This is a genomic window from Pantoea sp. BS_8, from assembly GCF_041954965.1.
GTDB lineage: Bacteria > Pseudomonadota > Gammaproteobacteria > Enterobacterales > Enterobacteriaceae > Pantoea > Pantoea stewartii.
Genome location: NZ_JAVAXU010000007.1, coordinates 107,112 through 119,429 on the forward strand (window position 1 = coordinate 107,112; position 12,318 = coordinate 119,429).

A 12,318-nucleotide genomic window follows, 5' to 3' on the forward strand; every position below is an offset into this window, starting at 1 on the left:
AAAGGCTAAAAACCCTAACCGTTTGATGCAATTGATTTTGTTGATACGGCATCCACTTCGCGTTCCGATCTTTTTTTCTTCACCCTCTTCGGTGAATAAATCGTCAGAACCCCGCACGCGCTTACAACAAAAGAATTTGCAAAATATGCGCCAGATCTTTCGATTTTCTACAACAAAACGGTCAGTACCAGCAATTTATCAAGCTACGCACTGGCGATGCCGTGGCTGTCGTGCCGCCAGCGCCCAAAGACATAACGGTCATCAGGCAATCACCAGTACGATTAATCCTGCTCTGTCATCTGGACAGGCCCTTCCCATAGCGAGCCAGAGCAACGGGTTGCACTACTTTAAGGCAACTGAACAATGAAAGGGCATTTAGAGGATAGTTGTTAATACAGCCTGCACCCGGTACGGGATGCTCAGGCAGTGAGCGCGGTCCGGGCAGGCTTAACAAAGGGCGTCTGAACAGGCCCCGATCCGGGTTTATTCTTACTGCCTTTACAGCACGAGCCGCCCCTTATCGGGTATGGAAAAAAGCTTTTTCACTGCTCTTTAACAGGCTTTGTAAACGGATGAGGCCCTGATTTTACGTTTAACCTCTTTTTTCTTACCCATAATGGCCTGACAGCGCGCTTTCACATTGTGTGGCCATTAACGTTTGTTCTATTCTTTAGGCCACTGCTTACCCGGACATCAGCCAGTTTTACTGACAGGAGTTGAACCCATGGCTTCAGGAATTTCCCGCGTCCTGGCACGCAGCGGCATTATGCTGGCTGGCGTGCTTATCGTTCTGCAACTCACCGCGTGTGGTGATAAAGAAGGCGAACAACGCAAAGCGTTTATCGATTTCATGCAAAATACCGTTATGCGTAGCGGTGAACATCTGCCGAGTCTGAGTGAAAACCAGAAACAGAGTTTTGGTCCCTTTGCTGGGGATTACGCGATTTTGTATGGTTTCTCACAACAGGTGAATAAGACGGTCGATCAGGGCATGCGCCCGGTCGTGGATGAGCTTTCTGCTATTCGCGTGCCGCAGGACTACCTGAGTCGCCGGGATTCTCTGGCTCAGGCCACCAGCGCCCTGACCGTCGCCACCCAACAACTCGAAAGCGCCAAAATGCAGGCGGATAAGAGCAAAGCCGGTCTGAAACAGTCTGACGATCTGAAAAAGGTTTTCGATACCGCCTATGACAAGGTCGTCACTCAGCCTGCCGCTCAGTTGATCCCATTGTTACCTAAACTCCAGGCGCTTAGTCAGGATGCGGTTAAAACTGGTGAATTTCTTCAGGCACAGGGGACACGCGTCAGTTTTAATAATGGCGGAGTCCAGTTCCCTACTCAGGAACAGGCTACCCAGTACAACAGCCTGATGACCAGTTTATCAGCGAATGTCCAGGCACTGACTCAGGCCAAGAATGCCGTTCAGGGCACGGGACAATAAATTTCACACGGACAGATTAGCGACTGTCCACCTCATAATCACTTCACCACGCGCTTGCGCTTCATAAAAACGGGCCAGATCAAAATGTGATCTGGCCCGTTTTTTATTAAATTAAGTTGTGACTTTAATCACATTTTATAAACAAAGCAGCATGATAAAAGTGTGATAAATATCACTTAAAGTAAAAAGAAACGGTCAAAGATTAGTCATAACTTTCCCGTATGACCCTTATTTTGTGATCTAAATCACTTAAAGCACCCCTGTCACCCCGTCATAAATGTGACCTGCATCACTCATGAGGTCACCCACTACGCAGGCCAATATTCGCGTGATAAAGTCCGCCTGCATACAGTAATACTGACGGCGCATCGCCGTAGTGGCTAAACAAAAACAAACGCGCGCTCCTGTTGCAGCGCGTCTCAACAAGGGGTGGGCTTATGTCCTCATCAGTAAAGGTCAAAGTTCAAAGCTTTGGTCGCTTTTTGAGTAATATGGTGATGCCTAACATCGGCGCGTTTATCGCCTGGGGTATTATCACCGCGCTGTTTATTCCAACGGGCTGGATTCCAAACGCAACACTGGCGAAACTTGTCGCCCCGATGATCACTTACCTGCTGCCATTGCTAATTGGCTTTACAGGTGGACGTCTGGTGGGAGGCGATCGCGGCGGTGTGGTGGGTGCCATCACGACAATGGGCGTGATTGTCGGTGCTGATATGCCGATGTTCCTCGGCTCGATGATCGCAGGCCCGCTTGGTGGCTGGGCAATTAAGTCATTTGACCGCATGGTTGACGGCAAAATCAAAAGCGGCTTCGAAATGCTGGTTAACAACTTCTCTGCCGGGATCATCGGCATGTTGTTGGCGTTGCTGGCCTTCCTGGCGATTGGTCCCCTTGTTGAAGGTTTGTCACATATCCTGTCCGCTGGCGTCAATTTGATGGTGCAAAATAACCTGCTGCCATTGACGTCTGTCTTTGTCGAACCGGCGAAAATCCTGTTTCTTAATAATGCTATTAACCACGGCATCTTCTCACCGTTGGGGATTCAACAGGCAAGCGAAGCCGGTAAGTCAATCTTCTTCCTGATTGAAGCCAACCCAGGCCCGGGTATGGGCGTACTGATGGCCTATATGTTCTTTGGTCGTGGTAGTGCGAAGCAGTCTGCCGGCGGTGCGGCTATCATCCACTTCCTGGGCGGTATTCACGAAATCTACTTCCCTTATGTCCTGATGGCACCACGGCTGCTGCTGGCCGTGATCCTCGGCGGTATGACCGGCGTGTTTACTCTGACGGTTCTGCATGGCGGCCTGGTTTCTCCTGCCTCACCGGGTTCTATTCTGGCAGTATTAGCCATGACGCCAAAAGGCGCTTATTTTGCGAATATTGCCGCCGTCTTCGCTGCTTTTGCTGTTTCCTTCGTGGTCTCTGCTATTTTGCTCAAAACCAGCAAAGTGAAAGAAGACGATGATATCGAAGCGGCTACGCAGCGCATGCATGACATGAAAGCTGAGTCAAAAGGGCAGGCGGTGTCAGGTGCCGCGATTGCCAGCGATGCGATGAGCGTTGACCTGAATCATGTGCGTAAAATCATCGTGGCTTGTGATGCCGGCATGGGGTCAAGCGCTATGGGGGCAGGCGTACTGCGTAAGAAAGTTCAGGATGCAGGCTTAACGCATGTGTCGGTAACCAACAGCGCCATTAACGCGCTGCCGGGTGATGTTGACTTAGTCATTACGCATCGCGATTTGACCGAACGCGCCATTCGTCAGGCTCCTCATGCCCAACACATTTCACTGAATAACTTTCTGGACAGTGCTCTGTACAGCACGCTGACCCAGCGCCTGGCGGCGGCAAACCGGAGTGAAGCGAACCGGGAAGTCGTACAGAAAACATTGGGTGACAGCTATGATGACGGCAGTGCCAACCTGTTTAAACTGGGGGCGAGCAATGTGTTCCTGGGACTGAATGCCAGTAATAAAGAGCAGGCCATCCGCTTTGCGGGTGAGCAGTTGGTGAAAGGGGGTTATGTTCAGCCCGAGTACGTTGATGCGATGCTGGAGCGGGAAAAGCTGACGCCGACATACCTTGGCGAATCGATCGCGGTCCCGCACGGCACGGTTGAGGCTAAAGACCGTGTGCTGAAAACCGGTGTGGTTTTCTGCCAGTACCCTGCTGGCGTGCAGTTTGGTGATGAACCCGATGAGGTGGCGCGCCTGGTCATTGGTATCGCCGCCCGCAATAACGAGCATATTCAGGTGATCACCAGCCTGACCAACGCACTTGACGATGAGCAGGTCATTGAAAAACTGGCTCATACCAACAGCGTTCAAGATGTGCTGGATCTGTTATCAGGCAAGCCAGCGTTAGCCTGATTCGGTCCGACATTTTCCCTGGGGCGGTTATGCCCGTCCCACTTTGTTGGGGCGGACATGCCCGCCCCGTTGTCATTTGATATGGGTCAAAATTATGAAAGCGTTACATTTTGGAGCGGGTAATATTGGTCGCGGTTTTATTGGTAAACTGCTGGCAGACGCAGGTATTGAGCTGGTTTTTGCAGATGTGAATCAGACGGTACTGGATGCCCTGAATGCACGTCATGAATATCCTGTGCATGTCGTCGGTGAACAGGCCAACGTCGATATCGTTACAGGCGTCAGTGCCGTTAACAGTACCAGCGACGATATTATCCCTCTGATCGCTGAAGTTGATCTCGTTACCACTGCGGTTGGCCCGCAAATCCTGGAACGCATCGCCACCAGCGTCGCCAAAGGTCTGGCCAAACGCAGTGATAACGGCAATGTTCAGCCGCTAAATATTATCGCCTGTGAAAATATGGTTCGCGGTACCAGTCAGCTCAAACAGCATGTGCTCCAGGCACTACCGTCCCAGTATCACGCCTGGCTTGAGGCGCATGTTGGCTTTGTCGATTCTGCGGTTGATCGTATTGTACCGCCTTCTGAAGCTGGCAGTGAGGATCCGCTGGAAGTCACCGTGGAAACCTTCAGCGAATGGATTGTAGATAAGACCCAGTTTAAGGGCGATCTGCCCACCATTCCGGGCATGGAACTGACTGACAACCTGATGGCCTTTGTTGAGCGTAAGCTTTTTACACTCAACACCGGCCACGCGATTACGGCCTACCTGGGACAACGGGCTGGCCACCAGACCATCCGCGATGCCATTCTTGATGAGGGTATTCGCGCCGTCGTTCAGGGTGCCATGGAAGAGAGTGGCGCGGTGCTCATCAAACGTTATGGGTTCGACGCCGATAAACATGCTGCCTATATCCAGAAAATCCTGGGCCGCTTTGAAAATCCTTACTTAAAAGATGATGTTGAACGCGTGGGTCGGCAGCCACTTCGTAAGTTAAGTGCGGGCGATCGCCTGATTAAACCAACGCTGGGCACACTGGAATACGGATTGCCGCATGCCAATTTGGTGAAAGGGATTGCGGCCGCCATGCACTACCACAGCGACCAGGATCCGCAGGCGCAAGAGCTGGCTGCACTGCTGGCGGAAAAAGGGCCACAGGCAACCCTGGCTCAGGTATCTGGCCTGGAGGCTGACAGTGAGATTGTAAAAGAAGCCGTTAGCGCCTGGCACGCCATGGCATAATAACGCCATGTTAGCAATCCAGATCGGGGGCGATGACGTCGCCTCCGACAGCAGTACGACATTGACGCAGGCCATAATGGAAGAAAAGCAGGCTTTTGAAAATCGTGTGCTTGAACGTCTGAACGCGGGGCGATCGGTGCGGAGCTTTCTGTTCGCCGCAGTTGAACTGCTGGCCGAAGCCGTTAATGTGCTGGTGTTACAAGTATTCCGTAAAGATGACTACGCCGTGAAATACGCCGTGGAGCCCCTGTTGCTGGGCGACGGCCCGCTCGGCGAGCTGTCGGTCAGGCTTAAGCTGATTTATGGCCTTGGGGTGATTAGTCGTCATGAATATGAAGATTGTGAACTGCTGCTGGCCCTGCGCGAAGAGCTGAATCACGACGCGGGCGATTATCGTTTTACCGATGATGAAATTCTGGGTCCTTTCGGTGAATTGCATTGCGTCTCAGCCTGGCCGCCGGTTCCCACCTTACAGGCAGACGATCCCGCCTTACAGGCGATGCAGCAGCAACGCTACCTGCAAATGGTGCGCTCCACGATGGTCCTTTCTCTGACAGAACTCATTTCCCGTATCAGCCTGAAACAGGCGTTTAAGAAGGCATCCAGCTAAATCCTGCGGGGAGCCTGAACCGCTCCCTCTTTCACCCTTCTCCCGAGAATCTGTCGTGAATTTGGTGTATCCTTAGCCTGTTTTCCTCAACGAGTTGTTGTCATGAAAGAGCAAGAAAAGAACGAAATTAAACGCCTCAGCGATCAACTGGACGCGCTGAACCGTAAAGAGCCTCAGCTACTGGAAGCGGGTGATGCTGAAAAGCTGGGCGCGCTTTTAAAAGAGAAAGAAACGCTGGTGACGGAAATTGAACGTCTGCGCAATCAGCGCGACGCCAAATTGAGCCAGGAAGCTCAAAAACTGCAGAAACTGCCGTTCAGCCGCGAAATTACCAAAAAAGAACAGGCCAATCTGGGTGCCTTAAAGAAAAGTGTACGCGGCCTGGTTGTCGTGCACCCTATGACCGCGCTGGGACGAGAAATGAACCTGCAGGTCATGACAGGCTTTGCCAAAAGCGCCTTTTGATGTGTGCGATCAGGCAGCCGCCTGATCCACCGCATGCTGGCCAGTAGCCGTGTTCACCTGCTCTGCCAGCGTATCCAGCAGCGTATAACGACGGCGGTATTCGGCCCGCTTCTTGCTGGCAATTTCCTCAAGCGTTTTTCGTGGCAACATCAGCGGCAGTGCAAACATGCCGTCAGCGCGGGCCTGACCATTCAGCGTCAGCCAGAATTCACTGTAGCTGGCACAGAATTTATCGCTTTTACTGTGGCGATAACGCAGACTACGAAAAACATGCGTTTCATCGCCTACTGCGGCTATTTTTTTGACATCACACTGCTGCGACAAAATAAAGACCACCTCCATAAGCAAGCGCTTAGGAAATAAACCATGTGCCGCTTTCGTTGCGTCGCGAATCACCTCATTACTAATGGTTTTTCGCGGTCCCTGTAATCCTCCAATCACTAAGGTGCGTTCATTATCTTCATTCAAAATCGTGAATGACAGAGAGGCAATTCCCTCGCCCTGATAACGCAGCACTAAGGTGACTTCACCCTCACGATCGTAAAAGCCAGAACGGCAGGCAATAACAAAGTCTTCGTCGTTTTTACCCACAAGTCTGGCCAGAACAGTCTCTTCACCACTTTGCAAAATCTGGCGAAGCGATAAATTCGCCAGGTTGTTCATCAGATTATAGTGATCAAGAATCGCCTGCGCCCGTTGCGCGACGCTCATTCCCGCACGCAGATAGGGGCGATGAAGCTTCGCGGGTAACAGCCCCTGTACGTGCATTAACTGGGTGATTTTTGGTAACGCAGAAAGTTGCTGTAAATAACGCAAAGTCGTAACAGGTGCAATAAGGGTTCTTAAAGCAAATTTAAGCCGGAATCGCCGGCTCCGCCAGATTTTGTTGGGGACGTACTTTCCGCTAAGTAATTGAAAAAATAAACTGGCGTATGAATCCGCCATCACATCGTGTGTAGTATAAATAGACATAGCCGACATTCTTATTGGTCTGATAATGACACTGATGATAAAACGACCGGCATCAACGGCAGGTTAATGACTCAAATTGTTAAAAATTTAGCGGGGTAAACTGACGCTTCGTTTAATTTTCGTTTAGGCCCTTAAGCCCGACTGCATGTGTGCAGGTAGTTTGAAGGTAATAAAATGCCAGAGCAGGCACCATTGAGAAGTTGCAGGGTGGAAGAACAGCATCCTGCGGGCGTAAAAAAACCGGCAGAGCCATTCTGCCGGTTGAAAGTACGTGTGGCGCTTAGCGCTTACTTAGCGGATGCGAAGCGCGCTGCCGCCTCGTCCCAGTTAACCACGTTCCAGAAAGCTTTGATGTAATCCGGACGTTTGTTTTGATACTTCAGGTAGTAGGCGTGTTCCCACACATCCAGACCGATGATAGGGTAACCCGATACGCCAGCGATCGCTTCGCCCATCAGAGGGTTGTCCTGGTTAGCGGTTGAAACCACGGCCAGTTTGTCACCTTTCTTAACCAGCCAGGCCCAACCGGAGCCGAAACGGGTCGCTGCCGCTTTTTCAAACTCTTCCTGGAATTTTTCTACGCTGCCGAAATCTTTTTCAATCGCGGCTTTCAGCTCGCCCTGCAGCGTGGTGCCGGTTTTCAGGCCTTTCCAGAACAGGCTGTGGTTAGCGTGACCACCCGCGTTATTGCGCAGCGGGCCTTTTTTATCTGCTGGCAGCTGATCCAGTTTGGTGATCAGTTCATCGACAGGCAGATCGGCAAATTCAGTCCCTTCCAGCGCCGCATTGGCGTTGTTGACATAAGTCTGGTGGTGTTTGGTGTGATGGATTTCCATCGTCTGCTTGTCAAAATGCGGTTCCAGTGCGTCGTAAGCGTAAGGCAGGGATGGCAGTGAATAACTCATGTTCTTCCTCTCCATTTAGTGTTTGAGCAGCACGACAATGTCGGCACGTGCCGCGTAAGCAGTCGTATCATTATAGTTAAATTCATGATCGGTAAAAGCGTAATCAATGCCCTATTAAACATAAGGTTTTGAAAAAGCATGCAAAGCAGCCAGATTTTTCGGTGGCGGAAAGCCTGGGTGCGTAAAGAGGATTACCTGCAAAGCGCCCCGAACACGCAGACGTTATCTCAGCCGCTGCGGATGACTATAGATGGTGGCACGGCCCGGTTTACTGAATCCTACCAGGGTAAGATGACAGCGTTCGGCCACCTCCACCGCTAACTGGGTTGCGGCAGACACGGCAAACAGAATTTCAACGCCGCACATTGCCGATTTCTGCACCATTTCATAGCTGGCCCGGCTGGAGACCAGTACGGCACCATTGCCCCATTCGGCCTGACTGCGATAGCCCAGCAGTTTGTCCAGTGCCACATGGCGGCCGACATCCTCACAGCCATGAATCAGTCCACCCTCAGGATGTATCCAGGCGGCCGCGTGCGTGCAGCCTGTTTTTTGCCCGACGGGCTGGACGTCCTTGAGCTGCGCCAGCGCGCTGTCCAGCTGCGCCAGGGGAAAAGTCTGCGTAAACGGCAACGGCGTCAGCGGCTTTCCGATCTGCTCCAGTTGCTCCACGCCACATACGCCGCAACCCGTCCGGCCGGCCAGCGCTCGCCGTTGGGCTTTCAGCGCCATAAAACGTCGGCTGGATAATTCAATCTGCACCTCAATGCCGTGACAACCGGTCACCACATCCATTCCGAAAATATCGGCCGGAGAATCGATGATGCCTTCTGAGAGTGAAAAACCGACAGCAAACGCCTCCAGGTCCTTGGGCGTTGTCATCATCACAACGTGAGAAATACCGTTATACACCAACGCCACGGGCACTTCTTCGGCTAACCAGTCGGCCTGAGCATGGTGCAGGTCGTCACGTTGCCAGACATGGATTTCACGCAAGCCTGCTCGCTCACTCGCACCGGTTTCCTCTTTCACTTCGTTGTTCTTCACGTTGTTCTGACCCTGAGCTGTTGCGGATGGCGTAAAGGTAACCCTGTTGCGCCATGCTGAATAGCTTCTATTCTGTACCCTGCGCCGTGCTGCAACAAGTCTGTGGGTGGCAGACAGCATAAAGCGTGAAAGGCCCACCGATTTGCCGTTATTCACAATGCGTTATGCCTGTTGTCGCCGGCGAAAAATGTATTTCATACTGAAGATAAAGGGCTGGACTGCTATGCTCAGCCTGTTGGGAGCTGTTTTGCACTGCGGTTTCCTGACGCGGTTTTCCGCCTGCTTTGCTCGCTGAGAACCGCTCACGAGGGAAAATGGCGAGAGATCCGGCCCATAACGGCTACTCGTAGCCGATACAGACAACCTCATTTTTGCTGGTGTCGTGAGTAGCGTAATCAGCCAACAAACAGGAAAATGCCTTTTATGCGCATCCGCATTATCCCGAAAGACCCGTTGGAGAAGAGCGAAAAAAACCCAGCGGAAATGATCCCGCCGTTACTCTTCCCCCGGCTTAAAAATTTATACAGCCGTCGGGCGGCGCGTTTGCGTGATCTGGCGGCAAAAAATCCTTTGGGTGACTATTTACGCTTTGCCGCCGTCATCGCCCAGGCGCAGGAAATCGTTCTGTACGATCATCCTCTGCAGATGAACCTTCACGCACATCTGCTCAGGAGCGCTCAGGAAGATAAAGCGCCGCTGGATATTCATACTCTTTCGCGCGATCCACACTGGCATCGCCTGCTGCACTCGTTAGTTGCGGAGCTAAAGCCCGAAATGAGCGGTCAGGCGCTGGCGGTGTTAGAGAACCTGGAGAAAGCGTCAGCGACCGAGCTGGAAACGCTGGCCAGTGCCCTGTTTGCGGGTGAGTACGCGCAGGTGAGCAGTGATAAAGCCCCTTTTATCTGGGCTGCGCTGTCGATCTACTGGGCACAAATGGCGGCATTGATTCCCGGTACGGCTCAGGCGGAGATGGGCGCACAACGCCAGCACTGCCCGGTATGTCACAGCCTGCCGGTCGCCAGCATCGTACATATGGGTTCGCATGAAAGTGCGCGCTACCTGCACTGCAACCTGTGCGAAAGTGAATGGCACGTCGTGCAGAACACCTGCTCTCATTGCGACCAAAACCGCGATCTGCATTACTGGTCACTGGACAGCGAGCACGCGGCCGTCAAAGCAGAAAGCTGCGGCGACTGTGGCAGCTACATGAAAATGCTTTATCAGGAAAAAAATCCGGCCATTGAACCGGTCGCCGACGATCTCGCCTCTTTAGTGCTGGATGCACGTATGGAGCAGGAAGGTTTTGTACGCAGTGGCCTGAATCCTTTTATGTTTCCCGGTGAATAGTTTTTTGCTGATGAAACCTCGCTAAACGGGAGTAACGCAATGAAACTGATTGGCAGCTATACCAGCCCCTTTGTCCGCAAGATTTCTGTCATCATGCTGGAAAAAGGCATGATGTTCGAATTTGTTAATGCGTCGCCCTACAGCGAAGACAGCCATGTTCCGCAATATAACCCGCTGGGGAAAGTGCCCGCGCTGGTCGCGGAGGATCAGCAGGTCTGGTTCGATTCCAGCATCATTGCGGAGTACCTCGAACTGCGTGGTCAGGCACCGGCTTTATTGCCCGCTGATCCGCTGTCGTCTTTAAAGGTTCGTCAGCTTGAAAAGCTGGCCGATGGCATCAGCGATGCGGCACTGGTGATCGTACGTGAGCAAATGCGGTCAGGTAACGCCCAGTCAGAAGAAGTGCTGTTACGCCATCGCGACAAGATTCAGCGCGGGCTGGACAGCCTGGAAAAAGAAGTGAGTGAAGGAAAGTGGATCGATAATGGCGAACTGAATCTGGCCGACATTGCCACAGGGTGCATGATTGGCTACCTGAATTTCCGTCGCGTTGTCCCTAACTGGTGCGTTCAGCGGCCCGCACTGGTCAGGCTGGCCGAAACACTCTTTCAACGGGAAAGTTTTGCCCGAACCACGCCGCCGGCATCCTGATCGGCGAGGCTGTCAGCGCTGATGCCGGTAGCGGTGCTGACAGCCTGTTTCCTTAGCGCATTTCAGTCTGCAACCCTTGCTTTCCCACGTAAAGGGCTGTCGACGTCTCCGTTATTCCCCTTACCCATCACCACGGAATGGCGCATTCGCGCAGTAGCCTGAACCTGTCCGTTGTGACCAGTATAAACAGGGGATGAACTCCGTGAGAATAAGCGTAGCCATCTCTTGCATTGCTGCAGCGGCTCCGATATACCTTTCGGGCAGCCCTGTTCTGAGACAACCCGCGCGCTCAGGATGAAAAGGCGGCACAAATATTTATGTATGCTCACGCCCCGTTTCGGGCTGTGAGGCCTGACAGATCACTGCCTCAGCCAGACGATAACCGGACAAAATGACGACCATCCCATTACGTTTCAGAACGGCATTGTGTTGCCTCCTGCTCGGTAATATTACGCATGCCTGGGCTGAGGGGCTGACCCTGGGTGCGCAGGGGGAAGCGAACTTTACGCCCTATCGCGCGTATAAAACTCAGTTTTCTGGCCTGCCCTATGTGGGCTATGACAATGATCATGTCTATATTGATGGCACAGAAGTGGGTGCCTATTTTATCAAAGATGACACCACACAACTGAAAGCGCGCTGGTGGTATCTGGATAACGAATTTGATCCGGACCAAACTTCTGATTCGGCACTCCGCCAGTTACGCATCCGCCACAGCACCATGATGGGCGGCATGAGCTACCAGAAGATCACGCCCCTTGGTGCGTTTCGAACCGAATTGTCTGGCGATACGCTGAACGAAAGCCGGGGATGGCTGGGTACGGTTGCCTGGGCAGGCCAGGTCTCTCTGATGCAACTGGACGTTTATCCTCAGGCCGGTGTGGACTGGCTCAGTAAACAGCAGGCAAGCTATTACTACGGGGTAAGCGAAGAGGAATCTGCCCGCAGTGGTTTACCGACCTGGAACCATCAGGGCGTAACGCCATGGCTTGCCGTGGCGTTTGACTGGCACCCTGTAAAATCCTTCCATGTCTACCTGCAACCCAAAGTCACCTTCCTTACAGGGGCCCTCCGCGACAGCCCGATGACGGATCAAAAGTATTTCTGGACGCTGTCTTCAGGCGTGACCTGGACATTCTGAAGCTGCACGCCGCGCAGTGCCGCAGTCCATTTACAGGGTTCGTTGCCGTCCGGCTTCCTGCGCTGCCAGGATGCCTTCGCAACCACAGGTGTTGTCAGTTCTTTTATTGCGTCCGCAAAAAGAT

At 52.6% G+C, this 12,318-nt stretch carries 11 protein-coding genes; 8 read left to right on the top strand and 3 right to left on the bottom strand.

Annotation, left to right across the window (positions count from 1 at the left end; all coding sequences use genetic code 11):
* Positions 1–724 precede the first annotated feature (724 nt).
* The 5 genes from RAC65_RS14465 to RAC65_RS14485 all read left to right on the top strand — a co-directional run bounded on the left by RAC65_RS14465 (position 725) and on the right by RAC65_RS14485 (position 6,131).
* Positions 725–1,441, top strand: a complete 717-nt coding sequence (locus RAC65_RS14465) for a DUF3053 domain-containing protein (protein ID WP_006121399.1) — start codon at positions 725–727, stop codon at positions 1,439–1,441.
* 437 nt (positions 1,442–1,878) lie between these two features.
* On the top strand, positions 1,879–3,813 hold the full coding sequence (locus RAC65_RS14470; protein WP_205957101.1) for a PTS mannitol transporter subunit IICBA: 1,935 nt from the start codon (positions 1,879–1,881) through the stop codon (positions 3,811–3,813).
* Positions 3,814–3,907: 94 nt separating this feature from the next.
* Positions 3,908–5,056, top strand: a complete 1,149-nt coding sequence (gene mtlD, locus RAC65_RS14475; protein ID WP_033737311.1) for a mannitol-1-phosphate 5-dehydrogenase — start codon at positions 3,908–3,910, stop codon at positions 5,054–5,056.
* Between the two features lie 7 nt (positions 5,057–5,063).
* Entirely contained in the window at positions 5,064–5,666 is a 603-nt protein-coding gene (locus RAC65_RS14480) for an MltR family transcriptional regulator (protein ID WP_172677666.1), read from the top strand.
* Between the two features lie 102 nt (positions 5,667–5,768).
* Positions 5,769–6,131 (top strand): YibL family ribosome-associated protein, encoded by a 363-nt coding sequence (locus RAC65_RS14485; RefSeq protein ID WP_006121395.1) that lies wholly within the window; start codon positions 5,769–5,771, stop codon positions 6,129–6,131.
* Positions 6,132–6,140: 9 nt separating this feature from the next.
* Here the strand turns inward: RAC65_RS14485 and RAC65_RS14490 are convergent, their stop codons facing one another.
* The 3 genes from RAC65_RS14490 to fdhD all read right to left on the bottom strand — a co-directional run bounded on the left by RAC65_RS14490 (position 6,141) and on the right by fdhD (position 9,004).
* Positions 6,141–7,103 (bottom strand): VirK/YbjX family protein, encoded by a 963-nt coding sequence (locus RAC65_RS14490; RefSeq protein ID WP_375096824.1) that lies wholly within the window; start codon positions 7,101–7,103, stop codon positions 6,141–6,143.
* Between the two features lie 287 nt (positions 7,104–7,390).
* Positions 7,391–8,008: a superoxide dismutase [Mn] gene (sodA, locus tag RAC65_RS14495; RefSeq protein WP_006121393.1), complete on the bottom strand. Its 618-nt coding sequence runs from the start codon at positions 8,006–8,008 to the stop codon at positions 7,391–7,393.
* A gap of 222 nt (positions 8,009–8,230) precedes the next feature.
* Entirely contained in the window at positions 8,231–9,004 is a 774-nt protein-coding gene (fdhD, locus tag RAC65_RS14500) for a formate dehydrogenase accessory sulfurtransferase FdhD (RefSeq protein ID WP_226374606.1), read from the bottom strand.
* A 474-nt stretch (positions 9,005–9,478) separates the two neighbouring features.
* Between fdhD and fdhE the strand changes: the two genes are divergently transcribed.
* The 3 genes from fdhE to RAC65_RS14515 all read left to right on the top strand — a co-directional run bounded on the left by fdhE (position 9,479) and on the right by RAC65_RS14515 (position 12,194).
* The gene (gene fdhE / locus RAC65_RS14505) at positions 9,479–10,402 is read left to right on the top strand and encodes a formate dehydrogenase accessory protein FdhE (RefSeq protein ID WP_039339184.1); all 924 of its coding nucleotides are present in this window, start codon (positions 9,479–9,481) and stop codon (positions 10,400–10,402) included.
* A 39-nt stretch (positions 10,403–10,441) separates the two neighbouring features.
* Positions 10,442–11,053: a glutathione S-transferase gene (locus RAC65_RS14510; RefSeq protein WP_375096825.1), complete on the top strand. Its 612-nt coding sequence runs from the start codon at positions 10,442–10,444 to the stop codon at positions 11,051–11,053.
* Positions 11,054–11,444: 391 nt separating this feature from the next.
* A complete protein-coding gene (locus RAC65_RS14515) occupies positions 11,445–12,194 on the top strand; it encodes a MipA/OmpV family protein (protein WP_375096826.1) in 750 nt (249 codons plus the stop codon).
* Positions 12,195–12,318: the final 124 nt, after the last annotated feature.

Coding starts and splice junctions, on each gene's coding strand:
- RAC65_RS14465 (WP_006121399.1), top strand. CDS start 725: ATGGCTTCAGGAATTTCCCGCGTCCTGGCACGCAGCGGCATTATGCTG.
- RAC65_RS14470 (WP_205957101.1), top strand. CDS start 1,879: ATGTCCTCATCAGTAAAGGTCAAAGTTCAAAGCTTTGGTCGCTTTTTG.
- mtlD (WP_033737311.1), top strand. CDS start 3,908: ATGAAAGCGTTACATTTTGGAGCGGGTAATATTGGTCGCGGTTTTATT.
- RAC65_RS14480 (WP_172677666.1), top strand. CDS start 5,064: ATGTTAGCAATCCAGATCGGGGGCGATGACGTCGCCTCCGACAGCAGT.
- RAC65_RS14485 (WP_006121395.1), top strand. CDS start 5,769: ATGAAAGAGCAAGAAAAGAACGAAATTAAACGCCTCAGCGATCAACTG.
- RAC65_RS14490 (WP_375096824.1), bottom strand. CDS start 7,103: ATGTCTATTTATACTACACACGATGTGATGGCGGATTCATACGCCAGT.
- sodA (WP_006121393.1), bottom strand. CDS start 8,008: ATGAGTTATTCACTGCCATCCCTGCCTTACGCTTACGACGCACTGGAA.
- fdhE (WP_039339184.1), top strand. CDS start 9,479: ATGCGCATCCGCATTATCCCGAAAGACCCGTTGGAGAAGAGCGAAAAA.
- RAC65_RS14510 (WP_375096825.1), top strand. CDS start 10,442: ATGAAACTGATTGGCAGCTATACCAGCCCCTTTGTCCGCAAGATTTCT.
- RAC65_RS14515 (WP_375096826.1), top strand. CDS start 11,445: ATGACGACCATCCCATTACGTTTCAGAACGGCATTGTGTTGCCTCCTG.